Below are 24,348 nucleotides of genomic sequence, written 5' to 3' on the forward strand. Positions count from 1 at the left end.
GCGCGATCACTTGTTCCATTCGTCGTCCGCGTCGTCGGCTGCCTTGTTGCGGGCGGCAGCGATGTCGAGGGCCCGCATGGCGGTCTCCCGGTCGGGGTACGGACCCATGCGGTTGAGGGCGCTGGGATCTTTGCCCTGGGTCACCTTGCCGGTCTTCACATCGAAATACCAACCGTCGTCACTCATGGCCCCAGTGTGCCCGAACAGCGGCGCGATACCCGGTATATCGGGCGCGGTTTCGGCGAAACTCGGCTACCGGCGCAGCTGGTAGCGTCGGCCGGACCACAAGATCGTCACCGACCGAAGGAGATCACACGTGTCGTACATCCTTTTCGATGCACTGCTGCCCTATGTAGGCCCCGAGTCCGCCTCGTACTGGGCCCACCTGCTGGTCGTCGGACCGCTCTGAGCGACTCCCGGCGGCGGCGATGCCGTCGACCGACCGGGGCGGGCACGCGCGTCGGCGGGGTGGGACAGGGATGCAGGGCGGACGAGTCGGCCTGTAAGCCGGATCCTGTCCCCCGCCGAAGCGGGGTGGCGACCATCCATCTGGGCACACCGTTGCCGGGTACCTCGAGCGGTTCACCCGCAGGCTCGGGCGAGCAGCCCTCGAGCACCTGCGCAGACGCACCGCGCAGCGATGCGACCTTCAACCTTGCTCCGGGCGGGGTTTACCTAGCCACCCCGGTCACCCGGGGTGCTGGTGCGCTCTTACCGCACCGTTTCACCCTTACCTGCCCGCGAGGGGCAGGCGGTCTGTTTTCTGTGGCACTGTCCCGCGAGTCACCTCGGGTTGCCGTTAACAACCGCCCTGCTCTGTGGAGTCCGGACTTTCCTCGACGCAGGGCCTGACACCGTCCGGTGCCGGTTCCCTGTTCCGCGGTCGCCCGGCCAACTCGTCCGCCCGGACAGCGTAGCGCGCCCACGCGGGGATACGACGCACGGACCCCGTGCCGTCTGCCGCCGTGCGACCACCGCCTATCGCCCTCCCGGCCCGCCGCGGGAGAACTACCGTGAACCGCATGACTCGGTACGTGGCTTTCCTGCGCGGGATCAACGTCGGCGGTATCCGGATCAAGATGGCCGATCTGGCGGAGTTGTTCTCCGCGGCGGGACATCGCGACGTCCGCACCGTGCTCGCGTCGGGCAATGTGCTGTTCGACTCCGACGACGATGCCGCGTCGCTGAAACCCGCCCTCGAAAGCGCGCTGACCGAGCGCTTCGGGTACGACGCCTACACCTTTGTCGTCGAGCAGTCGCGGGTGGCGGACATCGTGGCGGCCTACCCCTTCGGAGACCGCGAGGACCGGCATTCCTATGTGGTGTTCGTGTCCGACCCCGATGTTCTCGACGCCCTGGCCGCGGATGCGGACCGTCTCGACAGTGACATCGAGTGCGCCGCACCGGGTGCGGGGGTCCTGTACTGGCAGGTCGAGAAGGGCAGCACACTGGACAGCGCGCTGGGGAGGAAGCCCGGGTCCGGTCGGTACAAGGCGGTCACCACCTCTCGAAATCTGAAAACACTCCGCAAGTTGCTGTGACTTGTCACCACAAGTAAGCAAATCCTCGGACGTCCTCGTAAGTGCAGTTACCCTCCCCGGGGGCCGCAGTCGCGGCACATGAATCCGGACTCGAAGGACACACATGCGGATTGCCGCACGACTGCTTGCCGGAGCCGCTCTCGCAGGACTCTCCCTCGGCGCGACGACCACCGCAGCCGCCCAGCCGGCGGTGCCCGGCCCCGCCGCACAGGCGGACGACTTCTACGCCACGCCCGACCTGAGTTCCGGTTCGCCGGGAGACGTACTGCGCACTGCCCCGTCGGTCGCCGCAATCATCCCCGGCACCCCCGCCGTGCTCGACGCCTCGGTTACCCGCGTGATGTATCGCAGCACCAGCGCCACCGACAAGCCTGTCGCCGTCGTCGGCACCGTGATGGTCCCGGCACTGCCGTGGGCCGGCGACGGCCCACGGCCCACCGTCGTGGTCGGGCCCGGCACTCATGGCATGGGCGATCAGTGTGCCCCGTCCAAGCTCATGACCTTCGGCCAGGAGTACGAGCACCTCCAGATCGGTCCGCTCCTCGCGCGCGGCTACGCGGTCGCGGTCACCGACTACGAAGGGCTCGGCACCGCCGGAGTCCACCCCTATCTCAACCGCGCCTCTCAGGGGCACGCGATGCTCGACCTCGCCCGCGCTACCCGGTCGCTGGGGACTCTCGGTGTGGATGAGGACGGCCCGATCGCCTTCTGGGGTTATTCGCAGGGCGGTATGGCTGCCGCCTCCGCCGCCGAACTCGCCTCGACCTACGCCCCGGAACTGCCGGTCGCCGGTGCGGTCGCGGGATCACCGCCCGCGTCGCTGAGGGATCTGGCGGTCGCAGGCGACGGTTCGTTCTTGTCGGGTGGCATCGGCTGGGTCGTCAACGGGTTCGTCTCCGCGTACCCGCAGCACGCCGACGACATGCTGGCGGTGTTCAATCCCGCGGGCCTCGATATTCTCGGCCGCGCCGAAAATGCGTGCGTGTTCGACGCACCGCTGCTCGACCCGTTCTCCTCGACCACCCGGAACACCGTTGACGGCCGGCCGATCGTCGAGCATCTCTCGGAGGAGCCGTGGGCCTCGCTCGTGGCCGAACAGGAACTCGGCAACCGGACCCCGTCCGCTCCGGTGTTCGTGGCGCAGGCCACCGGGGACGATTTCGTGCTCGTGTCGGGCGTCGACACGATGGTCGGCAAGTGGTGCCTCACCGGAGCGACCGTCACCTATCAGCGATACGACGTTCCCCCGGCGTTCACCAAGACAGGATTCGGGCACGTCGTCGGACTTTTCCCCGCTCTGGTGGAGGGCATGGACTGGCTGGACCAGCGATTCGCCGGCGTCCCCGCGACAACGACCTGCGGCGCGTAAGGAAAGTTCGAAAAAAGCTCGGCGGCCGGTAACGCCTCACCGATCGCAGCGATACATGATGTGAGTGGCCACGCAGGCACCCCCCGACATGCCTGCGCGGCCACTCTTTTCATCGCTGCTCCCGTGAACCGGGATATCGCGTGTTACAGATGCGAAGTGTCGTTGACCAGACGCACCGAGGATCCGCCGTCCGGATAGAACTCCGCGGTGCTGAGCGACGCCAGGTCCAGGTGCAGCCGGTACAGCAGGGACGGACCCGAATCCAGCGCGAGCCGCAGGAAGGTCTTGATCGGAGTGACGTGGGAGACGACGAGTACGGTCACTCCCCCGAACTCCGACACCAGATCGTCTCGCGCGGCGGCAATCCGCGTGTGGACCTCGTCGAAACTCTCGCCACCGGGCGGACGCACCGAGGTGTCGCCGAGCCACGCGCGGTGAATGTCCGGGTCGCGCTGGGCGGCCTCACCGAACGTGAGGCCCTCCCACTCGCCGAAATCCGTCTCGATCAGGCCGTTGTGCACCGTCACGGGCAGATCCAGGGCGTCCGCGGCCACGGTGGCGGTTTCGCGGGCGCGGCCGAGCGGTGACGACACCACGGCGGCGACGCCTCCTCGTGCCGCGATCCGGCGCGCGGCGGCAACGGCCTGTTCACGACCGAGTTCGGTGAGCGGCGGGTTGCCCCGCCCCGAGTAGCGGCGTTCCACCGACAGCGGTGTCTGGCCGTGCCGCAACAGCAGGAGCCGTGTCGGCGAACCGGTCGCGCCCGTCCAGCCCGGCGCCGTGGGTGCCGGAGTCGTCGCGGCCGGCGGAGTCGTCGCCGCGACCGAAGGCGACGAGGACGACTCTGCGAGGACGAGCGTCTCCTCGCCGGAGACGAGTGCCTCGGCAGCGGCGTCCATGGCCACATTCGCAAGACGGTCGGCGTACGCGTTCTCGGCGCGCGGAATCCACGTGTAGTCGACACGGCGGAACTTCGCCGCCGTCTCCCGCGCCGCCGCGGCGAGCGGAATCATGTCGGGATGCTTGATCTTCCAGCGGCCCGACATCTGCTCCACGACGAGCTTGGAATCCATACGGACGTCCACCTCGTCCGCCCCGAGTTCCGCGGCGGCGGTCAGCCCCGCGAGCAGTCCCCGGTATTCGGCGACGTTGTTGGTGGCCCGCCCGATGCTCGCGTGCCGCTCGGCGAGGACGGTCCGATGGTCGGCGTCGAACACCACGACACCGTAGCCCGCCGGTCCCGGATTTCCTCTCGAGCCGCCGTCCGCTTCGACGACGACCCGGGTCACAGTCCGGATTCCTTGGTACGCACCAAGATCGAGTTGCACTCCGGGCATCGCACGAGCGCGTCGGCAGGTGCGGCCGCGATCCGGGCGATCTCGCCCCGGTCGAGCTCGAGGCGGCAGGCACCGCAGCGGCGTCCCTGCAGCAGTGCCGCGCCGATGCCGGTCTGTTCGCGCTGCTTCTCGTACAACGCCACCAGGTCCTCGGGCAGCGCACCGATCAGGGCCGCGCGGTCGCTGCGGCACCGCTGCTCGGCGACGTCGATGTCGGCGAGGGCTTCGTCACGAGCGCGGGTCGCGTCGGCGAGCTGATCGTCGATCTGCGAGACCTGCGCCCCGGCGTGATCGTGGTCGCCCTTCGACGCCTCGCGACGTTCCATCACCTCGAGGAGGTCGTCCTCGAGCGCCCCCTGACGGCGTTCGAGGCTTCCGAGTTCGTGCTGCAGTTCCGTGAGCTGCTTCGAGCCGACCGACCCGCTCTCGAGCATCGTCCGATCGCGCTGTGCACGCATGCGCACCGCTTCGATCTCCCCTTCGAGCTTGCGGATGTCGCGATCGAGATCGTCGAGGATGATCTCGACGGCCACGGCCGCATCCTTACGCGCGTTGCGGTCGGACTGGAGCCGGTCCACCGTCTGCTGTTCCGGCAGGGTGCGACGGCGGTGCGCAAGGCGATTCAGCTCCGCGTCCACGGCGGCGAGAGACAGAAGCTTGGACTGCACTGCGGATTCGACGTTCACTCGGGTGGTTCCTGCTTTCGGTGGGGCCTCGATGGGCGGGGATGACGGACAGCCCCGGAGACGGGTCGTAGCTGATTACGGTACCGCGCGCACCGCGGCGGTCGTCCACGGATCGGTTCGCAACCGGCTCACCCGCGCCTGCCAGCCGTCCCGGCCGGCGAATGCCGCGTCGAGAACGTCACGTGCCTGAGCGCACCACGGATACTCGCTCGCCCAGTGTGCGACATCGACGAGTGCGGGACCCCCGGCGCGCAGGTGCTCGTCGGCGGGGTGGTGCCGGAGGTCCGCTGTGACGTAGGCATCCACGTCGAGCGCCGCGACCGCGCCGAGGAACGAATCGCCCGATCCCCCGCACACCGCGACGCTCCGGATCGGCCGCTCCGGGTCGCCTGCGGCGCGTACTCCCCACACGGTGGCGGGCAGGGCCGCGGCCACCGACTCGGTGAACTCGGCGAGCGTCATCGTCTCGGGTAGCTCCCCGACCCGCCCCAGCCCGCGAGCACTCGGGAGTTCGGCGAGTTCGAGCACGTCGAACGCCGGTTCCTCGTAGGGATGGGCGGCGCGCAGGGCGGCGAGCACCCGGGAGCGGGAACGTCGCGGAGCGATCACCTCGATACGAGCTTCCTCGACGTGCTCGAGTTCCCCGAGGACGCCGAGTGCGGGATCGGCTGCGCCGACGGGACGGAACTGGCCGGTGCCGGAAGTGGTCCAGCAGCACTCCGTGTAGTTGCCGAGCGCTCCCGCACCGGCATCGAACAACGCCTGCCGGACGCTGTCGGCGGAACCGGACGGCACCATCACCACCCATTTGTCGGTGGCCGGTTCGGGCTTGGCCTCGAGCGGTCGCAGTCCGGTCAGCCCGAGTGCCTCGGCGAGGGCGTCGGACACGCCGGGATTCGCCCGATCGGCATTGGTGTGCGCGGTGAACAACGCGCAGCCTCCGCGGATGAGCCGGTGGATCAACGCGCCTTTCGGGGTGTGCGCGCCCACCGTGTCGACGCCGCGCAGCAGCAGCGGGTGGTGGACGAAGAGCAACTGCGCACCCCACTCGAGTGCCTCGTCGACGACATCGGCGGTGGCGTCGACTGCGAGGAGCACCTTGTGGACCGGGTCGGCGGGGTCGCCCGCTACCAGTCCGACGGAGTCCCACCCTTCGGCCAGCGACGGTGGATACGCGGTATCGAGTACGTCGATCACCTCACGCAGCGACGGCGCAGTCACGTGTCCTCCTGGGTTGTCTCGGCTGTCCCGACGACCCTACGCGGCGCGGTGTGCCCGAACCGAGGACAATGGATGCGTGACCCTTCTCGTCGAACCACAGCCACTGCTCCTGCCCGCCCCGGTTGTCCTGTTCGACCTCGACGGAACGCTCACGGACTCGGCGACCGGCGTGATCAACGGATTTCTCCACGCGGCCGACACCGTCGGGTTCGCTCCACCCACGGGCAACCTCCACCGACTGCTGGGTCCGCCCATGCGCGACAGCCTGCTCGCACTCGGGCTCGACGAGGACCGGATCGCCGCAGGGATCGAGGCGTACCGGGAGTACTACTCGGCGACAGGCTGGGCCGAGAACGCGGTGTTCGACGGCGTCGAACCCCTGCTCGACGCCGTGCGCGCCGCAGGGAGCCGCCTCGCGGTCGCGACATCGAAGTCGGAGTCCTTCGCCGAACGCATCCTGGACCACTTCGGGCTCGCGCCGTACTTCGAGTTCATCGGCGGGGCGAGTGACGACGGAACGCGGCGCGCGAAATCCGATGTCGTCGCGCACAGCCTCGAAGCCCTCGGTATCCGGCCGGTCGAAGCAGGGACCACCGGCGTCGTGATGGTCGGTGACCGCGAGCACGACATCCACGGCGCGGGACGCTGGGGCATACCGACGGTCTTCGTCGAATGGGGTTACGGCGACGCCACCGAGGGGCAGGCCGCCGCCCGCATCGCGACCAGTGTCGACGAACTTCGCGAGGTGCTCACGGGTGGCCGCTGACGACGACGTGCTCCACGTGACGTTCGTGTGCACCGGCAACATCTGCCGGTCTCCGATGGCCGAGAAGATCTTCGCCGAGCACGTGCGCCGCGAAGGACTCGGCGACCGGGTGCGGGTGAGCAGCGCCGGCACGCACGGCTGGCATGTCGGCGCCGAGGCCGACCCGCGGACGAACGCGGTGCTGCAGCGGCACGGGTACCCGACCGGGCATGTCGCGGCCGAACTCGGACCGTCGCATCTTTCCGCAGACCTGGTGGTGTCGATGACCACCCACCACGATCGGGCGGTGGCGCACCTGGGTGTCCCGGCGGAGCGGCGCGTCCTGCTGCGATCGCTGGACCCGGATGCCGACGGCGATTCGGTGCCCGATCCGTACTACGGCGGGCTCCCCGAGTTCGAGCAGGTCCGCGACCAGATCGAGGGTGCGATTCCCGCGCTGCTCGACTGGGTGCGGCAGCAGTGAGACCTACCTCACCGTCTACCGTGGACACGTGCGCCGATTGACGTTTCTCCTCCGTCCCAGCTGGCTGGTCCTGGCCCTGGTGGTCGGCGGCTTCGCCTACGCGTGCTTCACCGTCCTCGCCCCGTGGCAGCTGGGTAAGAACACCAGCACCGAGGAACGTAACGATCGTCTCGCCGCGTCCATGTCCGAGGATCCGGTGCCGGTCGGTGACCTTCTCGCCGGCCCCGGCCCCACGGTGGACGACGAGTGGCGACGGGTCGTGGCCCAGGGTTCGTATCTCCCCGACTCCGACGTACTCGTGCGGCTGCGCAACATCGACGGCCGTCCCGCCTACGAAGTCCTCACTCCGTTCGAGTTCGACGACGGGCGGATGATCCTCGTCAACCGCGGTTTCGTCCGCCCGGTGCAGGGCACCGCGGTACCCGAGGTCCCGCCCGCACCGGCCGGAGACGTCTCCCTCGACGCTCGGATCCGGATGTCGGAGGGCACCGTGGCCGGCAAGGACCCGTTCACCGACGCGGGATATCAGCAGGTCTACTTCATCGACGCCCCGCAGGTCGCGCAGGTCACCGGGCTTCCGCTCGAGGACGTCTACCTCCAGCTCGACGACGGTCAGCCCGGCGGACTCGGCACCATCCCCTTGCCACAGCTCGACGCCGGCCCCTACCTCTCCTACGGTCTCCAGTGGCTCGCGTTCGGCATCATGGCGCCGCTCGGTCTCGGCTACTTCGTGTGGGCAGAACTCCGCGAACGCCGGAAGGCGAAGGCCGCGACGATCGCCGGGCCGGATGCCGACGCCTCGGACACCGCGAAGTCGGACAGCCGCGGTTCGGACCTCCGTAAGTCGGAGAGCACTGCGCTCACCGACGATGCTGACGACACCGTGCCCGCCGGCACCGCACCGGCCGACGCGCCGGCTCCTGCAGCGCCGCCGTCCCGTGAAGACAAGCTCGCCGACCGTTACGGACGGTCCCGGTGACAGGCTGGGCCGACCGCACGTCTGCCGACCGCATTTCCGCCGACCGACTTTCCGAGGAGCCCTGATGTACGCCACGGTCGAGGACTACCTGGCGGACAAGGACCCGGCCGCAATCGAGGCGTTCCTGCGATTCCGCACGATGGTTCTCGACCTCGGTGACGACATCGAGGAGCGCGTGCACGCGTCGGAGATCTCGTGGTCCCGCGGCCGCACATTCGCTGCCGCATTCGTGTACGCCTCCAAGCTCGAAGTCGCCCTCGATCTTCCGCGGCGGGTGCACCACGCGGCTCTCCGTGAGGCGTTCCCGACCGGCCCGATCACCACCCACCGTTTGAGTCTCGCGGACGCCGCCGGGTTCGACGACCATCTGGCCGAACTCCTGCGCGAGGCCTACGACACGGCTGCGGAGCCCGGCCCGTAGCCGAACCGTCCGTTCTCCGGAGACAACACAACCGCCCCCTCACACGAGGGGGCGGTTGCCTTTTATGCCCGGATCTGGATTAAGGTAGCCTTACCGCACTAAGGATTGCCTTACCTCGGGTGGTGCGGCCGTGTACTTCCCTTCAGCAGAATGTGAACTCAGTTGACGCGCACACTCCGGCATTCTCACGCCCTGCCCCTCGTTCTCGCGCCGGCGCTTCTCGTTGCAGCATGCGGCGGGTCGAGCACCGCGGCAGAGTCGGCTCCGGGACCGTCCTCGGCCCGATCGCTCACCATCGCCGCCTCCAAGGACTCCGGGCCCCTCAACATCTTCGCCGGCCAGACGGACCAGATGACCGAGCTGATCTACGACAAGCTTCTGTCGCCGTCCCCCTACGTCGCCGACCCCCAGCCGTGGCTGGCCACCGACGTCCGCCAGGTCGACGCGACCACCTGGGAGGTCGACCTCCGCGACGACGTCACCTGGCACGACGGCGAGGCGTTCACAGCAGACGATGTCGTCTTCAGCTTCCACTACATGCACGCCGCCCCCACCGGCCGCTACACCCACCACGTCAACGACACGCCGTCCATATCCACGGTCGACGCCGTGGACGAGGACTCGGTCCGCTTCGTGTGCGACTACTCGTGCCCCGAACTGGGCCCCGTCACACTCGCGGACCTGCCGATCATCCCCGAGCACGTGTGGTCGAAGGTCGACCCTGCCGAGGCCAAAGCCGTCACGGACCTTCCGATCGGCACCGGCCCGTTCGTGCTCGTCGACTACAGCCCGACCAGCGGGTACCGCTTCGAGGCGAACGAGGACTACTTCGCGGGTACCCCGACCGTCGACGAACTCGTCATGCCGGTCATCGAAGACAACGCCGCCGCGTTCACCGCGCTCAGCTCCGGCCAGATCGACGCCGCCGACCGCGCGCTCACACCCGAACTCGTGGACCGCTTCACCGCCTCGAACGACATCGGCGTGATCACCGTCGCGCCGCTGAGCTACCCGGAACTCAAACTGAACTTCACCCGGGAACCGTTCGCACAGGCCGACTTCCGCGCGGCGCTGAACCTCGCGGTCGATCGCGACCAGTTGCTCGACGTCGTCGGACTCGGTCAGGGCCGTCCCGGCACACAGGGCTACGTCCATCCCGACGCGCCGATCGCCGACCCCGACGCCTCGACCCCCTACGACGCCGAGCAGGCCACGGCACTGCTCGACCGCCTCGGCTGGACCGACCGTGACGGCGACGGCACCCGGGAGAATCCCGCCGGCGAACCGGCGACCTTCACCTTGGCCGTCAACGGTGGCAACGCACCGCAGGTCCGCGCCGCCGAACTGCTCGTCGAGGACTTCGCCGAGATCGGCATCGCCGTCACCGTGACCCCGCTCGACTCCGGATCGTTCTCCGATGCGTCGTCCAAGAAGACCTACGACATGATGGTCACCACGAACAGCCCACACGCAGTGGCCGATTCGACGCAGTTCATCATGTCGCACCGCTCCGGCAACCTGTGGAAGCACCCGGACCTCGCCTACCCGGAGTTCGACGCCCTGTACGACGCGTGGAAAGCCACCGAGACCAACGACGCGCGCATCGCCGCCATGCAGGACATGCAGAAGCTGTTCAACCGCCAGCCGACCGCCATCGCCCTGTACTACCCGGACGAGTACTGGGCCTTCCGCGCCGACACGTTCGGTGGATGGATCGAAACCCCGGGGTACGGCATCGTCCACAAGTGGTCGTTCCTGCCGGCGGACGTCGTCGAGGCAGCCAACGCACAAGCACCCCAGGACTGACCCATGACCGTCGTGCGTCGAGCAGGGCAATACGCGCTCGTGTTGTGGGCGGCGGTGACGCTGAACTTCGCGTTGCCCTACTTGGCGCCCGGCGATCCCGTCGAATACCTCTACGGCGGCGACCAGCAGGCCCTCGATCCCAAGTACATCGCGCAGATGCGCGCCGAGTACGGACTCGACCGGCCGATCCTCGAGCAATACCTCTCGTTCTGGTCCGGTCTGCTGCACGGAGATCTCGGAATCTCCGTGCAGCACAACCGGCCCGTGGTCGACGTCCTGTGGGACAAGCTGCCCTGGACGGTTGCGCTGATAGGTATCGGCACCCTCCTGGCGTTCCTCATCGGCACCCTTCTCGGTGCCTGGGCGGCCTGGCGCCGCGGCACCGGCAAGGAAACCGGAACCGTCGTCGGCATTCTCGTTCTCGATTCGATGCCCGGTTTCTTCATCGGCATGATCCTCATCGCGGTGTTCTCCGTGACCCTCGGCTGGTTCCCGTCCTACGGGGCAGCGGCCATCACCTCCACCGGCGGGGAATGGCTGCTCGAAGTCGCCTCGCGCATGGCGCTTCCCGTCGCCACGCTCACGATTGCCGGTGTCGGCGGGTTCTTCCTCATGACCCGGGCGTCGATGGTCGGGGTCCTCGACGAGCCGTTCATCCGGCTCGCGCGGGCGAAGGGCCTGAGCGAGTTCCGCGTCGCGGTCCGGCACGCCCTGCGCAATGCGCTGCTGCCCGTCTACACCACCCTCACGCTCACCGTGGGCGTCCTGCTGTCCGGTGCGGTCGTCGTCGAATCCGTCTTCGCATATCCCGGTCTCGGCAAACTCACCTTCGACGCCGTGACCGCGCGTGACTACCCACTCCTGCAGGGCGCGTTCCTGCTCGCCACGGTCGGCATCGTCGCCGCGAACATCGTCGCCGACCTGACCTATCCCCTGCTCGATCCCCGGGTCCGTCGCGACCGGACCTCCGCCACGACTCACGAAGAGGTGACCGTGTGAGCATTCTCGGTACGAAGACACGGTCGCAGCGACTCGCAACGGCCGGCGCGGTAATCCTCGGAATCCTGGTGCTGTGCGCGCTGACCGCGCCGTGGCTCTCCCCCTTCGACCCGGCCGAGCGCGCGACACGGCCGTTCGCGTCTCCGTCCTGGCAGCACTGGCTCGGCGCCGACGACGTCGGGCACGACCTGCTGTCGATGCTGCTTCACGGCGCCCGTGTCTCCCTGTTCGTCGGTGTGGTCGCCGCAACCGTCGCCACCGCGATCGGCACACTCGTCGGTGTCGTCGCAGGCTATGCGCGCGGTGTCCTCGACACCGTTCTCATGCGCGCCGTCGACGTCGTGCTGTCCCTCCCGGTATTGCCACTGACCATCGTGATCGGCGTGTTCGCCGGTCCGGGCCTGCGCACCCAGATCATGGTCATCTCCGCCGTCCTCTGGGCCGGCATGGCCCGTGAACTGCGCGCGCAGGTCCTCACCCTGCGCGAGCGCGATCACATCCAGGCCCAGCGAGCGATGGGCGCGAGCGCGGGCTATGTGCTCCGCCGCCACATCGCACCCGCGGTGGTCCCACTCGTCGTTCCGCAGTTCGTCCTCGCCGTGAAGACGGCGATCCTGCTCGAGGCCTCGCTGTCGTTCCTCGGGCTCGGCGACATCTCGGCGGCCAGCTGGGGGTCGATGCTGTCGATGGCCCACTCCCGCAACGCATTCCTGACCGATGCGTGGCTGTGGTGGGTCCTGCCGCCCGGCATCGCGATCGCGGTCACGGTGCTGGGGTTCGCGTTGCTCGGCAACGCCATCGAAGAGCGGACACGGCCGATCCTTCTACCGCGCAAAGCCTCTCGCCGGTCGCGCCTCCGGGCGGCGACCCCCGAGACCGTCGCCGACGACGTGCAGCACCCCCTGGTCGTCGACAACCTCACCGTCCGCTACGGCGCGGACGGACGCGGCGCCACCGGCGTGTCGTTCTCGATCGCACCCGGCGAACTGCTCGGCCTGGTCGGCGAATCCGGCAGCGGGAAGTCCACCGTCGCCGCCGCCGCGGTGGGCCTACTGCCGCCCGCGGCACACATCGTGTCCGGGCGCGTGCTGGTGTCCGGCCGGGACGTCGCGGCCATGACGCCCGCGGAATTGCGCGCCGTGCGCGGCAACCGCATCGCTCTCGTTCCGCAGGAGGCCCTGAGCGCCCTGAACCCGGTGACGACCATCGGCTCTCAACTGGACGAAGCCGTCAGGGCACACCGTTCCTGCAGCCGCGCCGACGCGCGGGCACGCTCGCTCGACCTGCTTGCCCAGGTGGGTCTCGGTGCCGATCGCGCCGACGCCTACCCGCATCAAATGTCCGGGGGCATGCGCCAGCGTGTCGTCATCGCGATGGCATTGGCGAACGATCCGGACGTTCTGATCGCCGACGAGCCCACCAGCGGCCTCGACGTGCTCCGCGAAGCCGAAGTGCTCGCACTGCTCGACGACCTGCGGACCCGGCACTCGCTGGCGCTACTGGTGGTCACCCACAACCTCCCGGTCATCGAGCGGATCGCCGACCGCATCGCCGTGATGAAGGACGGAGACCTGGTGGAGATCGGCCCGGTCTCGCAGATCACCGGAGCACCCGAACATCCCTACACCCGGCACCTCGTCGAATCCGCTCCCCGGCTCCGCCCCGCGCTGCTCGAGGCCGCACGGTGAGCCCGCTGCTCGACATCCGATCGCTGTCCGTGGTGTTCGACGGTGTGCCCGCCGTATCCGATGTCTCCCTGCGGGTCGCGGCGGGCGAATCGGTCGCCCTGGTGGGCGGTTCCGGCGCCGGGAAGTCCACGGTGGCGCGGGCGATCGCCGGACTGGTCACTCCGACCGCCGGCAGCATCATCTTCGACGGTACCGACGTGACGACTGCCCGCGGACGGCAACGACGACAGGTGCGCCGCGACATGCACATGGTCTTCCAGGACCCGTACGCGTCGCTGCCACCGGGACTGCGGGTCCGGGACATCGTCGCCGAACCCATGGTGATCCACGGACTCGGTGACCGTACCGAGCGGCGAGAAGCGGCGATCGCCGCTCTCGACGCTGTGCACCTCACACCGACGGCCCGTTATCTGGACCGTTTCCCTCACGAACTGTCCGGCGGACAGCGACAGCGCGTGGCCTTCGCGCGGGCACTGGTGACGCGCCCGCGCCTCCTGCTCGCCGACGAACCGACCAGCGGCCTCGACGCGTCGCTACGCATCGGGATCGTGGACCTGATGGCCGAACTCGCCGCCGGCACCGGTCTCGCCGTCGTGCACATCACGCATGATCTCGCGCTCGCCGAACGCAGCTGCGAGAACATCGTCGTCATGCAGGGCGGCCGTGTAGTCGAATCCGGCCGCGCGAGCGAGGTTCTCGCCCGTCCCCGGCACGCCTACACCGCAGCACTCGTCGCCGCCGCGTCCGGCTCCCGCTGACCGAGCGTCGAAAACAACGTCAACACAAGGAGGATCGACCATGTCTGCAGTGCTCGAGGTCATCGACAACGGAACCGTCATCGGTTTCGGTGTCGACGACATCATGAAGTATCACGGGCCGGGTTTTCCCGGTGGCGTCGCGCACGCCGTCAAGGTACTCGAACGTGCCCTGCCGGTTCTGAGCCCTGATGCACCGGCCGAGCGTCGCGAGATCTCGGCCGTCACCGCACACCGCGGCCCCGGGGTAAGGGATACATTCGAGGCTGTCACGCGCGGCGTCACCGAGGGCCGCTTCACCGTGGACCCGGCACTCGAACGCCCCGAGCGCGGAGCGACGCTCGAGCGGTACGTATTCGAACTCACCTACCGGGGGAAGACCGTCAGGCTCGAGATCCGTGAAGGGTTCGTCACCGACGAGTTCATCTCCCTCGGCCGCAAGGCCGACCGCACCCGAGCCGAGGACGAACGGCTGACGGTGCTCAAGCAGGAGATGGCAGACCGACTGCTCTCCGCGCCGGCGGACGAGGTCTACGACATCGTGGGGTGACCACTCGTGTGATCGAGCGTGACGTGCCCGCCACCTTTCGTCGGTGGCGGGCACGCTGGTATGGCGGGCGGCCCGTACGGTGCACCCATGTCCCGTTTCTCACGCACGGCTCCGGTCCTGATCGCGGTGGCCGTGGCCTCGGCGTTGTCCTGGTGCGCGTGGCTCGGCTGGGAGACCGGCTACCGCGAACTGCCCGACGGCAGCGTGGAGGGACCGTATTCGGCCGTACAGGTGATCGCATGCGCGGTGACGGTCGCGGCCGTCGTCGTCGCGGGATGCCTGGCTCTCCGTGGCTCACGAGGCGGCGCTGCCGCAGTGGTCCTCTCCGCGACGGGCGCCTTCGCGGTGATGTGGGCACTGGACGCGTCGTCCGACGACACCAGCGGACTGTGGGTCGTGGGCTTGGCCCTGCTGGTGCTCGGAACGACGGCGGGTTTGTCCGTGGTCGCGTTCCTCACTCTGCTGGTCCGGAGACGCCTGCTCCGCAACCGGTCCCGCACCGCAGGTGAGTGAACACCACGTGGGTGTCCGACCGGACTGCTAGCTTTCGGACATGGGTGAGAAGGTGCAGGGGCCGGAGTCGTACTTTCCGTCGATCGAGAAGAAGTACGGCCGGCCGATCGCGGAATGGAAAGAACTCATCCGCGCGTCGGATCTGAGCAAACACTCCGAGCTGGTGAATTGGCTGAAGGCCGAACACGGTCTCGGTCACGGCCACGCCAACGCTCTTGTGGCGCATACCCGGAAAGAGGACGCCGCGAGCTGAACTCGCCGGTGACCGCGCTCAGGTGTTGTCGACCCAGCGCAGCAACGCGTACAGGAAGCGGGTCGCGCCCGGCATGAAATTGCTGCCGTGGTGGTACATCGGGTCCAGCGTGGTCGCGATGATCCGGCCGGGAGTGGTGACGGTGTCCTCGTACAACATCATGCCCGCGTCACGCGGAATACCTTCGGAGTCAGGCTCTTCCGACACCAGAAGGGGAACCACGTCGGCGTCGGTGTTGTAGATGCCGTGGTGATGCCAGATGACGGCTTTGGTGGTGAGGTACTGCCAGGACTCGTGGTCGTGGCTGCGGGTCCGGATCATCGGATCCTCTTTGGTCAGCCACCACCAGAAGTTCGTGGGTCGCGGTTCCCACGTCACACCGGGAAGCCACGTGTGGGCGCCGCTTTCACCCAGCGCGACGACGGTGCCACCGCGTTCGGCCACGGAATAGAACTGTGCCGCGTTCTTGGCGACCAGGTCCGGGTGCAGCCGGTCACCGACGACGACGGTGTCGTAGCAGTCCAGATCGCCGGGCAGCAGTTCGGGAAGGTAGAGGAAGTCCGGCTGGTGGGCGAGTACTGCGGGGTCCTTCATCGTCTGGAGGTGAAAGTACGTGCCCCCGTGGACGATGGCGAGCCTGCGGACCCGCTTGGGTGCGCGGTCGGTACGAGTGAAGGGTTCGACGATCGTCATCGCTGCACCAGCCAATCTACGAGCTGGACGGCCAGCCGTGCGGAACTGTTCGGGTCGTTCTTCCATCCGAGGAGGTCGTTGCCGCCGTGGGCGAGAACCTGGCCTTTCCCGAGCGGGTAGACGTAGTCGAACGGAAGAGCGTGTCGTCCGATGCGGGTCGTGACGAGCGCGTCGTCCGGGATCTTGTCGATGTATCCACGGCCGTAGAATCCGGTCACGCCCTTGCGGGTGCTCAGATCGACGGGTTCGACGCCCGCCCATACGGGATGCGGCGCGCCGAGCATGATTGCCAGATCCTTCGGCCCGGTGTAGTCGAGCTTGCGCCATACCCCAAGTCCCGGAAGGAAGTCCGTGAGCGCGTGGCCCATCACCGCGATGCGGCCGCCGGAGGTGACGAAGTCAGTGAGCAGATCCTTGTTGCGCGCGAGGAAGATCTGGTCGACACCTCCGCCGAGGATGAGGCCGCGCACCGCGGACAGGTCGATCTCGGGTAGGCGATAGATATCCACACGGGCCATGCGCGGGTCGTCGCTGGGGCCCTCGGCACCCATGGTGACGTGCAGGACGGGTGCGGTGACGGGCGCGTGCCCGTCGGGACGCAGGGTGGCGGGTGAGCAATCGGCTTCTGGCACAGGACTCTTCCGGGTCGGAGAGCGCAGGGCGCTCGGCGATAGGTCGTTAGTAAGGCAAGCCTACATTAACCAATCGCTCCAGAATTCGTGCGGGTCATCCCATCGTCGTTGTCCCCTGCCGGCACCGCTCAGCGCGCGTCCAGCGGGCGGTACACCGGCTGCCACATCGCGTCCTGCACAGCCTGTATCAGGTTGTCGTGCTCGATCGTGGCCGCCCCGTCCTGCACGGCTTGCCCCGCGACGGCCACCGCGACCGTCGCCGAGGACGCGCGGAGGTTCTCCACCGGTGGCAGGAGGGACGCCCCCGGCGGCGTCGGATCGACCTGACTCGCGACGGCGTCGGCCGCCGCGAGCAACATCCCGTCGGTGACATGCTTCGCACCCGAGACGATGACGCCGAGGCCCAGACCCGGGTACAGCAGCGCGTTGTTCCCCTGGCCGATGGTGTATGTGGTGCCCCCGTACTCGACCGGAGCAACCGGAATGCCGGTCGCGACCAGCGCCTTGCCATTCGACCATGTGATGACGTCCTCGGGCATCGCCTCGATGCGCTCGGTCGGGTTCGACAAGGGCAGGATGATCGGACGATCGACGCCGGCACCGACCGCTTCGATCACCTCGCGAGTGAAAGCGTTGTGGTCGGTGGAGGTGCCGATCAGGATGGTCGGCTCGACTCGGGTCACCACCTCGAGCAGCCCGATCTTTCCGTCGACCCGCTTCCAGTCCTTCACGTCCGCTGCAGCGCGGGCATAGGCCTGCTGGTAATTGGGCAGATCCGTCATGTCGTCGGTGACGAGACCGTGGATGTCGATGAGCCACACACGGTCCTTGGCCTCCTCCGGCGTCAATCCCGCACGAACCATCCCGGCGGAGATTTGATCGGCCATCCCGGTCCCGGCGGTACCCGCCCCGTAGACGACCAGCCGCATGTCCGCGAAAGTCTGTTCGGTCACTTTCAGTCCGGAGACGATGGCTGCGGTGACGATCGCACCGGTGCCCTGCATGTCGTCGTTGAAGATGCGGTATCTGTCGGCGTTTTCGACCAGGATGCGACGGGCGTTGGCCGGCCCGAAGTCCTCGAAATGCAACAGCGCCTTGCCGAACACGTCCGAGGCGACCTCGAGGTACTCCGCGATGAGCTGGTCGTACTTCTCTCCACGCACCCGTGCGTGCCGATTCCCCAGGTACCGAGGATCATTGAGCAAGGCTTCGTTGTCGGTGCCGCAGTCGAGGTTGACCGCGAGGGTGCGGGCCGGGTCGATCCCGGCAGCGGCGCAGTAGACTGCCACCTTCCCCACGGAAATGTCCGTGCCGTTGACTCCCCAGTCCCCGATTCCGAGGATTTCCTCGGCGTCCGACACCACGATCAAGTCGATGTCGTCGGCACCGAGCCCCAGGGTCTCGAACGATGCTCGCACCTCTTCGGGGTGATCCACCGAGAGATACACGGCACGGGACAGGCGGTAGTCCCGGGACCACATCTTGATCGCCTCCCCGACCGTGGGGTCGTAGACGATGGGCAGTAATTCACTCAGGTGATCCACCAGAAGTCGGTAGTAGAGCACCTCGTTGCGGTTGTGCAACTGGTCCAAGAAGATGTATTTGTCGAGATCGTCCGTGTACTCCTCCAACTGGCCGTACGCGCGGACGGCCTGCTGGTCGAGTGTCTCGACCGCGGCCGGCAACCGGCCGACCAAGCCGAGCGCTGCGCGTTCCTCGCGGGTGAACGCGGTTCCGCGATTGGTGAGAGGGTCGGTCAGCACGGTCGGTTGCTCGGACACGCGCGCTCCTGTGGGTGGTTCCTGGACGCCTCATCACGGCGACTGAGCTACTCACCCGAGACTACGGCGCACCTCCGCAGGCACACGCGCTTCGAGAAGAATCGACGCAGGTGCCGACGCCACGCCCGTCGCAGGCGGCCGTCGGAGCAGCGAGGCGACGGACCCGGCAACGGAAGTGCGGGATCCGTGAGCGGTGACCGTTCGCGAGCACGTAGCGCCGGCACGACGCCGAGCCGTACCTTTGGTGGGCGCGGAGGGTTTCGAACCCCCGACCGCTGGTGTGTAAAACCAGAGCTCTACCACTGAGCTACACGCCCGCATCGTCGGCGGCCGAAGCCGCCGACGTCGCATCAGGACTCTAGCGCGGCCAGCGCTCTCACCCAAGCTCCCTGGTCACGGGGCTCCCCGGGCTGGTTCTCTTCCGCGAATTGCACGATGCCGTCCTTATCGATGACGAACGTGCCGCGATTCGCGAAACCGAACTTCTCGTTGAACACCCCGTACGCCTGAGCGACTTCACCGTGCGGCCAGAAGTCTGACAGCAAGGGGAAGAGATATCCCTGCTCGGCCGCCCAGATCTTGTGTGTGGGCGACGGCCCGACCGACACCGCGAGGATCGCGGTGTCGTCGTTGTCGAAGGTCGGCAGGTCGTCGCGCACGGCGCACAACTCGCCTTGGCACACCCCGGTGAACGCGAGGGGGTAGAAGATCAGCAGGACGTTCTTCTTGCCCCGGTAATCCGCGAGGGAGACTTCCTGGTTGTTCTGATCCTTGAGGGTGAAGTCGGGCGCCTCGGTGCCCACTGCGATCGCCATGTGGTGCTGGTCCTTCGTTCGGGGGAAAGGCCGGTTCAGCGACGCGGACGGCCGGTCTTCGGCTGCACGAGACGGCTGCCGATCCAGTCCCCGAGGTTGGCCGCCGAGGTCTGGGTCAAACCGGCGGTGGTGGCGGATTCGGCGATCTCACTGGGCTCCACGTGGTCGACGCGACCGTTCTTCGGGGTGAGAACCCAGACGACACCGTCGTCGGCGAGTGGGCTGACGGCATCCATCAAGGTGTCCACCAGGTCGCCGTCGCTCTCGCGCCACCACAGCAGCACGACATCGACGACTTCGTCGGACTCCTCGTCGAGGAGCTCGGTTCCGGTGACCTCTTCGATCGCCGACCTCAGCTCGTCGTCGGTGTCCTCGTCCCACCCGAGTTCCTGCACCACATGGTCGTGAGTGATACCGAGCTTGGAAACGTAGTTCTTGGCATCCGCCGCGGCGACCACGGTGGCTCCTCCTAAAAGTAGTGGTGCGCGAATCGCTTCGGCGTACCGGTGTGTGACGATCAATGGTCAAAGCGAACATGGTCGGAAGGCTCAACGCAACCCGAATCGCTGGGAAAGACCAAGAATCTTTCCCCGGACGCTACGCCGTCACCGTCGAGAAGCTCGGCTGCGGGACCGCCCGAGCACTCTCGTGTCCCGATCAGAGGGCATCTCGCATCTTCCGCCGCGGGATGGGGGAGAATGAGATCAGCATCATGTTCAGATGTCGATTGGGTCGGCCCCCACAAGAGCCGGCCTTCTGAATGGGCGCCCCACCTGCGCGTCCTACCACGATGAGGAGCAGACGTTGACAGACCTGATCCACGGACCCGACTCGCAGAAGGACGCCACACCAGGCTCCGCGGGAACGGGCCCCTCGAACGAGACGGCTTCGACCAAGGACAACCGTGTCCGGGTCATCCGCGAGGGCGTGGCTTCCTACCTGCCCGACATCGATCCGGCAGAAACCGACGAATGGCTCGAATCGTTCGACGGCATGCTCGAGGCTGCGGGCCCGACCCGCGCCCGTTACCTGCTGCTCCGCATGCTCGAGCGCGCGAACGAGCGCAAGGTGTCGCTTCCGGCGTTGACGTCCACCGACTACGTCAACACCATTCCCACGGAGAACGAGCCGTGGTTCCCCGGTGACGAAGAGGTCGAGCGCCGCTTCCGCGCCTACATCCGCTGGAACGCGGCGATCATGGTCACCCGCGCGCAGCGTCCCGGTGTCGGCGTCGGCGGGCACATCTCGACGTATGCGTCCTCCGCGGCCCTCTACGAGGTCGGTTTCAACCACTTCTTCCGTGGCAAGGATCACCCGGGCGGCGGCGATCAGGTCTTCATCCAGGGCCACGCCTCCCCCGGCATCTACGCCCGCGCGTATCTCGAAGGCCGGATTCCCGCGGAACAGCTCGACGGGTTCCGCCAGGAACACAGCCACGCCTCGCAGGGCGGCGGCCTGCCGTCGTACCCGCACCCGCGTCTGCTCCCGAACTTCTGGGAATTTCCGACGGTGTCGATGGGTCTCGGGCCCATGAACGCCATCTACCAGGCCCGGTTCAACCACTACCTGCACGACCGCGGAATCAAGGACACCTCCGACCAGCACGTGTGGGCGTTCCTCGGTGACGGCGAGATGGACGAGCCGGAGTCGCGGGGTCTCACACACGTGGCGGCCACCGAAGGTCTCGACAACCTGACGTTCGTCATCAACTGCAACCTGCAGCGTCTCGACGGGCCGGTCCGCGGCAACGGCAAGATCATTCAGGAACTCGAGTCGTTCTTCCGCGGAGCGGGCTGGAACGTGATCAAAGTCGTGTGGGGCCGCGAGTGGGATGCCCTGCTGCACGCCGACAAGGACGGCGCGCTCGTCAACCTCATGAACGTCACGCCGGACGGCGACTACCAGACGTACAAGGCGAACGACGGCGCGTTCGTCCGCGAGCATTTCTTCGGCCGCGACCCTCGCACCAAGGAACTGGTCAAGAACCTCAGCGACCAGGAGATCTGGAACCTCAAGCGCGGTGGCCACGACTACCGCAAGATCCACGCCGCCTACCGCGCCGCGTTGGACCACAAGGGCCAGCCCACCGTGATCCTCGCCCACACCATCAAGGGCTACACCCTGGGTAAGCACTTCGAGGGCCGCAACGCGACCCACCAGATGAAGAAGCTCACGCTCGAGGATCTCAAGTACTTCCGCGACCTCCAGCGCATCCCGATCTCGGACGCCGAGCTCGAGAAGAACCCGAAGATGCCGCCGTACTACCACCCCGGTTTCGACGCTCCCGAAATCGAGTACATGCTCGAGCGCCGGCGCGCTCTGGGCGGCTTCGTTCCGGAACGTCGCACCGCCGCCAAGCCTCTCGCGCTGCCGCCGGAGAAGACTTACGACGTCGTGCGTAAGGGCTCGGGCAAGCAGGAAGTCGCGACCACCATGGCCACGGTCCGCGTCCTCAAGGAACTGTTGCGCGACAAGGAGATCGGTAAGCGCATCGTGCCGATCATCCCGGACGAGGCCCGCACGTTCGGCATGGATTCGTGGTTCCCGTCGCTGAAGATCTACAACCGCAACGGCCAGCTCTACACCTCCGTCGACGCCGAACTGATGCTCGCCTACAAGGAGAGCGCCGCCGGCCAGATCCTGCACGAGGGCATCAACGAGGCCGGATCGGTCGCGTCGTTCACGGCTGTGGGTACGTCCTATGCCACGCAGGGCGAGCCGATGATCCCCGTCTACATCTTCTATTCGATGTTCGGGTTCCAGCGCACCGGCGACGGCCTGTGGGCCGCGGCCGACCAGATGGCACGCGGATTCCTGCTCGGCGCGACCGCCGGCCGCACCACCCTCACCGGTGAGGGCCTGCAGCACGCCGACGGGCATTCGCTGTTGCTCGCCTCGAGCAACCCGGCCGCGGTGACGTACGACCCGGCGTTCTCGTACGAGATCGCGCACATCTTCCGCGACGGTCTGCGCCGGATGTACGGCGGGACCGACGGTGTCGACGGGTTCGGCGGTGAGAACATCTTCTACTACATCACCGTGTACAACGAGCCGTACGCACAGCCTGCCGAACCCGAAGACCTCGATGTCGAGGGTCTTCTCAAGGGCGTGTATCTGTACAAGCGGGGTGCCGAGTCGGGCCCGAAGGCGCAGATCCTCGTCTCCGGCGTGATCATGCCCGAGGCGTTGCGCGCTCAGCAGATGCTCGAAGAGGAGTGGGGCGTGTCCGCCGACGTCTGGTCGGTCACCTCGTGGGGCGAGCTTCGCCGCGACGGTGTCGAGTGCGACCGCCAGGCGCTGCTCGATCCGGGCCGGGAACCGCAGGTTCCGTACGTGGCGTCCGTGCTCAACGACGCCGCCGGACCGTTCGTCGCGGTGTCCGACTGGATGCGTGCGGTGCCCGATCAGATCCGCAAGTGGGTGCCGGGTGACTACACCGTGCTCGGCGCGGACGGGTTCGGCTTCTCCGACACCCGCCCGGCCGCACGGCGCGTGTTCAACATCGACGCCGAATCCACGGTGGTCGCGGTGCTCGAGGCTCTCGGCCGTGAGGGCACGATCGATCGTGCGCGGGCAGTCGAGGCGGCGAAGAAGTACCGGATCGACGACGTGACGGCAGCCCCCGAGCAGACCTCGGACCCGGGCGTCGCCTGAATCACGCCGTCACGTGCGGTTCGGCCACGGTGACCGGGTGACACCCGGGTAGGTTCGTTGCATGGTCGACGAGCCCGCATCAGGTCGCAGAGCGCGGGTACCGGGCGTCCCAACCGGGCGTCCGGTACCGCCTGCGCGACCCGACCGCGCTCCCCTGCCCGACGCGCTGCTGCGTCGGGTCAAGCAGTTCTCGGGGCGCATGTCCACCGAGGCCGTGCACGTGCTGCAGGAGCAACTGCCGTTCTTCTCCGATCTGGATGCCTCGCAGCGCGCGACGGTGCAGTTGGTGATCCAGACGTCGGTGGTGGACTTCCTGGAGTGGGTGCGCAACCCGGAGAACGATCCACGGTTCAGCCTCGACGCGTTCCAGATGATCCCTCAGGATCTGGCGAACCGCCTGACCCTCCTGCAGACCGTGGACATGGTGCGGGCGGCGATGGAGTTCTTCGAGCAGTGGCTGCCGGCGCTGGCCCGCAACGAGGAGCAACTCGTCGCGCTGACCGAGGCGATCCTGCGATACGGCCGCGAACTGGGCTTCGCGGCCGCGGCGGTGTACGCGACCGCCGCCGAGTCGCGCGGCGCGTGGGACACCCGCCTCGAGGCGCTGGTGGTCGATGCCGTGGTCCGCGGTGACACCGGTGCCGACATGCAGTCGCGTGCGGCAACGCTCAACTGGGACGCGACGGCGCCCGCGACGGTCGTGGTCGGCACACCCCCGCCCGAGGAGGGCGTGTCGGTGGTGACCACGGTGCACGCGATCGCCCAGCGGCACGGTCGTGCCGCTCTCGCGGTGGTCCAGGGCGAGCGACTGGTGATGGTCGTCAGCGGCGATCTGCACGGAACGACCGAGGCAGCGAGTTTCCTCGGCGAACTGATGCAGGCATTCTCCGACGATCCGGTGGTGATCGGGCCGACGACCGCAACCCTGGGCGCCGCGCACGTCTCCGCCCTCGAGGCGCTCGCGGGGATGGAGGCGGTCGGAGGCTGGCCCGGCGCACCCCGACCGGTCCACGCGGCCGAACTTCTGCCCGAGCGGGCACTGCTGGGCGATCCGGCGGCGATCGCCGCGCTGGACGATCACATCGTGGCCCCTCTGGCCGCGGCGGGGTCGTCGCTCTCCGACACGCTGGACGCCTACCTCGACAGCGGCGGCGCTGTCGAGTCGTGCGCCAGAAAGCTGTTTGTTCATCCAAATACCGTCCGGTACCGACTCAAGCGGATCACAGAAGTCACTGGGCGGGATCCCACAAATCCACGCGATGCGTACGTGTTGCGAATCGCGGCAACGGTGGGTCGTCTGGCTCGAAGCCATAACGAATTGAGATCTCCAGCACCACCAGTCACACGGTTCACAACCCGCGAATCGGACATGTAACACGGCGGGAGAGTCGGCCGATAGCCGACGCCCACGTGGGAATTTGTAAGA

At 67.6% G+C, this 24,348-nt stretch carries 24 protein-coding genes, 1 tRNA gene and 1 other RNA gene; 15 read left to right on the forward strand and 11 right to left on the reverse strand.

All coding sequences use genetic code 11. The features are described from left to right. Positions 1-6 precede the first annotated feature (6 nt). Together HF877_RS05880 and rnpB are read right to left on the reverse strand one after the other, a co-directional pair. Entirely contained in the window at positions 7-186 is a 180-nt protein-coding gene (locus tag HF877_RS05880) for a hypothetical protein (RefSeq protein ID WP_169620231.1), read from the reverse strand. Positions 187-487: 301 nt separating this feature from the next. Then, positions 488-899, reverse strand: an RNA gene (gene rnpB, locus HF877_RS05885) — RNase P RNA component class A. 123 nt (positions 900-1,022) lie between these two features. Between rnpB and HF877_RS05890 the strand changes: the two genes are divergently transcribed. Continuing rightward, positions 1,023-1,541 carry a DUF1697 domain-containing protein gene (locus HF877_RS05890; RefSeq protein WP_169620232.1) on the forward strand — a complete coding sequence of 173 codons (519 nt, stop codon included), beginning with the start codon at positions 1,023-1,025 and terminating at the stop codon, positions 1,539-1,541. 103 nt (positions 1,542-1,644) lie between these two features. Beyond that, positions 1,645-2,910, forward strand: coding sequence for a lipase family protein (locus HF877_RS05895; protein ID WP_169620233.1), 1,266 nt, complete (start codon positions 1,645-1,647; stop codon positions 2,908-2,910). A gap of 143 nt (positions 2,911-3,053) precedes the next feature. Here the strand turns inward: HF877_RS05895 and HF877_RS05900 are convergent, their stop codons facing one another. The 3 genes from HF877_RS05900 to HF877_RS05910 form a co-directional block, all read right to left on the reverse strand. Next, positions 3,054-4,247, reverse strand: coding sequence for a bifunctional RNase H/acid phosphatase (locus tag HF877_RS05900; protein ID WP_206036648.1), 1,194 nt, complete (start codon positions 4,245-4,247; stop codon positions 3,054-3,056). Next, positions 4,196-4,933, reverse strand: coding sequence for a C4-type zinc ribbon domain-containing protein (locus HF877_RS05905; protein WP_169620235.1), 738 nt, complete (start codon positions 4,931-4,933; stop codon positions 4,196-4,198). Before HF877_RS05905 ends, HF877_RS05900 begins: the two co-directional genes overlap by 52 nt. A 75-nt stretch (positions 4,934-5,008) precedes the next feature. Continuing rightward, positions 5,009-6,154, reverse strand: coding sequence for a Nif3-like dinuclear metal center hexameric protein (locus HF877_RS05910; protein WP_169620236.1), 1,146 nt, complete (start codon positions 6,152-6,154; stop codon positions 5,009-5,011). A 76-nt stretch (positions 6,155-6,230) separates the two neighbouring features. On the opposite strand from HF877_RS05910, the gene HF877_RS05915 reads away from it, so the two are divergent. The 11 genes from HF877_RS05915 to HF877_RS05965 all read left to right on the forward strand — a co-directional run bounded on the left by HF877_RS05915 (position 6,231) and on the right by HF877_RS05965 (position 15,347). Next, the gene (locus HF877_RS05915) at positions 6,231-6,920 is read left to right on the forward strand and encodes an HAD-IA family hydrolase (protein ID WP_169620237.1); all 690 of its coding nucleotides are present in this window, start codon (positions 6,231-6,233) and stop codon (positions 6,918-6,920) included. 7 nt (positions 6,921-6,927) lie between these two features. After that, the gene (locus tag HF877_RS05920) at positions 6,928-7,383 is read left to right on the forward strand and encodes a low molecular weight protein-tyrosine-phosphatase (RefSeq protein WP_169620390.1); all 456 of its coding nucleotides are present in this window, start codon (positions 6,928-6,930) and stop codon (positions 7,381-7,383) included. Between the two features lie 28 nt (positions 7,384-7,411). Next, positions 7,412-8,362 (forward strand): SURF1 family protein, encoded by a 951-nt coding sequence (locus HF877_RS05925; RefSeq protein WP_169620238.1) that lies wholly within the window; start codon positions 7,412-7,414, stop codon positions 8,360-8,362. A gap of 64 nt (positions 8,363-8,426) precedes the next feature. Next, entirely contained in the window at positions 8,427-8,783 is a 357-nt protein-coding gene (locus HF877_RS05930) for a DUF5655 domain-containing protein (protein WP_169620239.1), read from the forward strand. Positions 8,784-8,945: 162 nt separating this feature from the next. Continuing rightward, on the forward strand, positions 8,946-10,589 hold the full coding sequence (locus HF877_RS05935; protein WP_169620240.1) for an ABC transporter substrate-binding protein: 1,644 nt from the start codon (positions 8,946-8,948) through the stop codon (positions 10,587-10,589). Between the two features lie 3 nt (positions 10,590-10,592). Further along, positions 10,593-11,588, forward strand: coding sequence for an ABC transporter permease (locus HF877_RS05940; RefSeq protein WP_169620241.1), 996 nt, complete (start codon positions 10,593-10,595; stop codon positions 11,586-11,588). Next, complete coding sequence (locus tag HF877_RS05945) at positions 11,585-13,276, forward strand: dipeptide/oligopeptide/nickel ABC transporter permease/ATP-binding protein (RefSeq protein WP_346765073.1); 1,692 nt, start codon at positions 11,585-11,587, stop codon at positions 13,274-13,276. Before HF877_RS05940 ends, HF877_RS05945 begins: the two co-directional genes overlap by 4 nt. Then, the gene (locus tag HF877_RS05950; protein ID WP_206036650.1) at positions 13,273-14,034 is read left to right on the forward strand and encodes a dipeptide/oligopeptide/nickel ABC transporter ATP-binding protein; all 762 of its coding nucleotides are present in this window, start codon (positions 13,273-13,275) and stop codon (positions 14,032-14,034) included. The genes HF877_RS05945 and HF877_RS05950 overlap by 4 nt, the downstream gene beginning before the upstream one ends. A 40-nt stretch (positions 14,035-14,074) precedes the next feature. Further along, positions 14,075-14,581, forward strand: a complete 507-nt coding sequence (locus HF877_RS05955; RefSeq protein ID WP_169620242.1) for a hypothetical protein — start codon at positions 14,075-14,077, stop codon at positions 14,579-14,581. Between the two features lie 87 nt (positions 14,582-14,668). Beyond that, positions 14,669-15,094, forward strand: coding sequence for a hypothetical protein (locus HF877_RS05960; protein ID WP_169620243.1), 426 nt, complete (start codon positions 14,669-14,671; stop codon positions 15,092-15,094). Between the two features lie 40 nt (positions 15,095-15,134). After that, positions 15,135-15,347 carry a DUF4287 domain-containing protein gene (locus tag HF877_RS05965; RefSeq protein WP_169620244.1) on the forward strand — a complete coding sequence of 71 codons (213 nt, stop codon included), beginning with the start codon at positions 15,135-15,137 and terminating at the stop codon, positions 15,345-15,347. 18 nt (positions 15,348-15,365) lie between these two features. Here HF877_RS05965 and HF877_RS05970 read toward each other — a convergent pair whose 3' ends face one another. From HF877_RS05970 to HF877_RS05995, 6 genes are all read right to left on the reverse strand, one after another. Further along, positions 15,366-16,040, reverse strand: a complete 675-nt coding sequence (locus HF877_RS05970; RefSeq protein WP_169620245.1) for a hypothetical protein — start codon at positions 16,038-16,040, stop codon at positions 15,366-15,368. Next, a complete protein-coding gene (locus HF877_RS05975) occupies positions 16,037-16,672 on the reverse strand; it encodes a hypothetical protein (RefSeq protein WP_346765074.1) in 636 nt (211 codons plus the stop codon). The genes HF877_RS05970 and HF877_RS05975 overlap by 4 nt, the downstream gene beginning before the upstream one ends. Positions 16,673-16,800: 128 nt before the next feature. Further along, positions 16,801-18,453 carry an NAD-dependent malic enzyme gene (locus tag HF877_RS05980; protein WP_169620246.1) on the reverse strand — a complete coding sequence of 551 codons (1,653 nt, stop codon included), beginning with the start codon at positions 18,451-18,453 and terminating at the stop codon, positions 16,801-16,803. A gap of 242 nt (positions 18,454-18,695) precedes the next feature. Then, a tRNA-Val gene (locus HF877_RS05985) sits at positions 18,696-18,770 on the reverse strand. Between the two features lie 33 nt (positions 18,771-18,803). Beyond that, positions 18,804-19,268 (reverse strand): peroxiredoxin, encoded by a 465-nt coding sequence (locus HF877_RS05990; RefSeq protein ID WP_169620247.1) that lies wholly within the window; start codon positions 19,266-19,268, stop codon positions 18,804-18,806. A 35-nt stretch (positions 19,269-19,303) separates the two neighbouring features. Continuing rightward, entirely contained in the window at positions 19,304-19,726 is a 423-nt protein-coding gene (locus HF877_RS05995) for a DUF3052 domain-containing protein (protein ID WP_169620248.1), read from the reverse strand. Between the two features lie 346 nt (positions 19,727-20,072). Here HF877_RS05995 and aceE point away from each other — a divergent pair, with 346 nt between their 5' ends. Both aceE and HF877_RS06005 read left to right on the forward strand, forming a co-directional pair. After that, complete coding sequence (gene aceE, locus HF877_RS06000) at positions 20,073-22,922, forward strand: pyruvate dehydrogenase (acetyl-transferring), homodimeric type (protein WP_169620249.1); 2,850 nt, start codon at positions 20,073-20,075, stop codon at positions 22,920-22,922. Positions 22,923-22,983: 61 nt separating this feature from the next. After that, positions 22,984-24,297 (forward strand): helix-turn-helix domain-containing protein, encoded by a 1,314-nt coding sequence (locus tag HF877_RS06005; protein ID WP_169620250.1) that lies wholly within the window; start codon positions 22,984-22,986, stop codon positions 24,295-24,297. Positions 24,298-24,348 lie beyond the last annotated feature (51 nt).

Source organism: Rhodococcus sp. BL-253-APC-6A1W (assembly GCF_012843405.1).
Classification (GTDB): domain Bacteria; phylum Actinomycetota; class Actinomycetes; order Mycobacteriales; family Mycobacteriaceae; genus Rhodococcus.

Coding starts and splice junctions, on each gene's coding strand:
- HF877_RS05955 (WP_169620242.1), top strand. CDS start 14,075: ATGTCTGCAGTGCTCGAGGTCATCGACAACGGAACCGTCATCGGTTTC.
- HF877_RS05900 (WP_206036648.1), bottom strand. CDS start 4,247: ATGCCCGGAGTGCAACTCGATCTTGGTGCGTACCAAGGAATCCGGACT.
- HF877_RS05890 (WP_169620232.1), top strand. CDS start 1,023: ATGACTCGGTACGTGGCTTTCCTGCGCGGGATCAACGTCGGCGGTATC.
- HF877_RS05940 (WP_169620241.1), top strand. CDS start 10,593: ATGACCGTCGTGCGTCGAGCAGGGCAATACGCGCTCGTGTTGTGGGCG.
- HF877_RS05930 (WP_169620239.1), top strand. CDS start 8,427: ATGTACGCCACGGTCGAGGACTACCTGGCGGACAAGGACCCGGCCGCA.
- HF877_RS05960 (WP_169620243.1), top strand. CDS start 14,669: ATGTCCCGTTTCTCACGCACGGCTCCGGTCCTGATCGCGGTGGCCGTG.
- HF877_RS06005 (WP_169620250.1), top strand. CDS start 22,984: ATGGTCGACGAGCCCGCATCAGGTCGCAGAGCGCGGGTACCGGGCGTC.
- HF877_RS05965 (WP_169620244.1), top strand. CDS start 15,135: ATGGGTGAGAAGGTGCAGGGGCCGGAGTCGTACTTTCCGTCGATCGAG.
- HF877_RS05970 (WP_169620245.1), bottom strand. CDS start 16,040: ATGACGATCGTCGAACCCTTCACTCGTACCGACCGCGCACCCAAGCGG.
- HF877_RS05990 (WP_169620247.1), bottom strand. CDS start 19,268: ATGGCGATCGCAGTGGGCACCGAGGCGCCCGACTTCACCCTCAAGGAT.
- HF877_RS05895 (WP_169620233.1), top strand. CDS start 1,645: ATGCGGATTGCCGCACGACTGCTTGCCGGAGCCGCTCTCGCAGGACTC.
- HF877_RS05880 (WP_169620231.1), bottom strand. CDS start 186: ATGAGTGACGACGGTTGGTATTTCGATGTGAAGACCGGCAAGGTGACC.